This window comes from Caldalkalibacillus thermarum (assembly GCF_014644735.1).
GTDB lineage: Bacteria > Bacillota > Bacilli > Caldalkalibacillales > Caldalkalibacillaceae > Caldalkalibacillus > Caldalkalibacillus thermarum.
Window position 1 is genome coordinate 1 of record NZ_BMKZ01000094.1, and the last position, 2,255, is coordinate 2,255.

Annotated in this window: 2 protein-coding genes and 2 pseudogenes; 2 read left to right on the forward strand and 2 right to left on the reverse strand. The window is 48.7% G+C overall.

What is annotated here, in order from left to right; all coding sequences use genetic code 11:
- Window positions 1-209 (forward strand): UPF0236 family transposase-like protein (locus tag IEW48_RS16440; RefSeq protein ID WP_188624700.1); only part of this gene is annotated, 209 nt, incomplete at its 5' end.
- 153 nt (window positions 210-362) lie between these two features.
- Here IEW48_RS16440 and IEW48_RS16445 read toward each other — a convergent pair.
- Both IEW48_RS16445 and IEW48_RS16450 read right to left on the reverse strand, forming a co-directional pair.
- Window positions 363-491: pseudogene (locus tag IEW48_RS16445) on the reverse strand (helix-turn-helix domain-containing protein); the annotation flags it as partial.
- 141 nt (window positions 492-632) lie between these two features.
- Window positions 633-1,911: pseudogene (locus IEW48_RS16450) on the reverse strand (UPF0236 family transposase-like protein).
- A gap of 110 nt (window positions 1,912-2,021) precedes the next feature.
- Here IEW48_RS16450 and IEW48_RS16455 point away from each other — a divergent pair.
- The coding region (locus tag IEW48_RS16455; protein ID WP_268236589.1) for a UPF0236 family transposase-like protein at window positions 2,022-2,255 on the forward strand (234 nt) is incomplete at its 3' end.

The window sequence follows — 2,255 nt, forward strand, 5'->3', positions numbered from 1 at the left end:
TCACGGCCTGTCGAGAATATTTTAAAGAGAGAGCCTTCTACTGCATGGACCGTTTTCACTTGGCTAGAGAGATTCGCCGGCTGTGCCGCAAGCATCCCCGGTACCGTCAGATGCAGGAGGCCCTTGAAGCCACCGAAGTGTTATGCAGAAAAGGTGACCAAGACCTTCGAACAGGTAGCCAGAGACAACATCCCTTACTTGAAAAATAAGGCCAATCTGCCAGTATACCGGGCGCTGAAGGGATTGGTTGGTTTTTAAAACAGGATAAGAAATGACCAAGAGAGTACCCTCAAACAATGGATCCGCTTACATCCATGATGGGGATAAAAAACTCTGCCCGGAAATACTTGACTCACACACGTGTCATAGATGTGTTGACGTTCCTCAAGCATTTTGTTGTAGACGAAACGGACGCAACCGAACGTTTTGGCGAGCAGTTGTTCCTGTTCTTGTGTTGGGTACAGACGGAATTTGTAGGCTTTGTTGGCCATATCCGCATCACCTGCCCACAATACGAACGTTTGTTTGATTTTATTTTACCACAACCATCATATTAAGGCTACATCAAACCTACATTCATCTCCCACTTTCGCTTTCTCGCTTGGTAGCGCTTTAGTTTATCATCCTTTCACTTACGATTCGTGTTTTTCCTTTAATTTCCTCTTATCAATCCTTTCAATGCCCTCCCTGTCGGACTGCTCTGCATCGGACCCAGCAACAAGCGGATCGTCCCGTTGATACACCCTTTCGACTGTCGTTTCACTTCTTGCAACCACTGGCGGATCGTAGTATTTACAAACGGAAAGTTTTGGCTCGTGTCCCCTTTCAGATTCTGTCAAGGGACGTCCTTCCTTGGATTTCATGATTGTTTTTAGCATGGCTCGTACGCCCCGGACACTACAACTATATCCTCCCCGTTTGGTCCGTTTGGCCATGATGCGCATTTGCGCCTCTGCGCTTCCCATCGGCCTCATTTTGCTCGTGTCTATACCTGCTTTGCGCAATTTGTCCCGGTCATCTCTCAAATGTTCCCGATGATGTTCCAAAAACGCCCGGTACTTTCTCCATTCCTCCCGCCACTCTTCCGCAATTTGCGTTTCCGGAACGGCCGCCAGGGTCTCCAGCAACGTATCGGCATCGAACGAAGCCAATGACTTTCGAATCGCTTTCCATACTTTCGGCAAATGTCCCATATACCGCCTTAGCTCCCGAACGACATGAAACCGGTCCAATGTATAGATGCAACGGGTAAAGTATGAAGTAGATTTCCCGATCCAGTCTGCTCCGTTCCCCTTCGCTTTCCCATCCCTCATGCACCACTGCTATACGATTTTCCATCCCGCGGCGTCGCTCTCGTTGCAGTTTGGTATACAGTCCGTCCACTTCCACGAACAATACCCGGACGGGACGCCGTTCCCCTTCCGAAGGTTCTGTACGTTCAGCCTGCACGATGAGTTTCTCCCGGATGGCTTCATGACTCAGTACCCGATATCCCAACAAGGCTTCCAGACGCTGGGCGCTATCCCGATACGATGGCCCCTCGCTGGCAAACTGGATCGCCAACTCCTCCAGGTTCGGACTGAGTTTGTCCCGACCCTCATATTGCATCATCCGATCCAGCAAAAAGACATGCTTCCCTGTCTTCCGGTCCAGGTACAACCGCCGTTTGAACCGAACTGTGCCAAACAATGTATCGATACTGATCTCCCGTTGGTCTTTGAGGCGAAAGCGAGCGGTATCCCGTTGTTCCATGATCCAATCGTCCAGCGCCTCCAAAATCCGGCGCATCCCCTCTGAAAACTGCTCCTGCAATTTCCGAAACAATAAGCCTTCGAGTTCTTTTATTGTGGGGATTTTCGTGGTAAGCTTTTGCATAGGGCCTTCTCCTTTCTTGGTGTTGGTTTTTCCCATTTAACACTCTACCAAGGAGAAGGGCCCTTTTTCTATATCCAACGATCATCATTTTAATTCATTTACTCATTCTTTCCTCTGCCCACAAACATTTTACTCTTACACTACTGGTGTGGCGCATATGCCAATCCTTCTTTATTGAAATCATGAAGCGAATACTGGAGGACTTGGATGCTCAAATCGCTCAAGAACGTGACACCCAGCGTTTCCGGTTGAGAGAAAAGAGCCCCACCGTGATCAACAGTCTGTTTGGCGCTATACCCATCAAGCGGAACTATTACTTTGATCAGAAAGCGCATGAATCTGTCTATCTATTGGACCGCTATTTAGAATTTGAAGGCCGC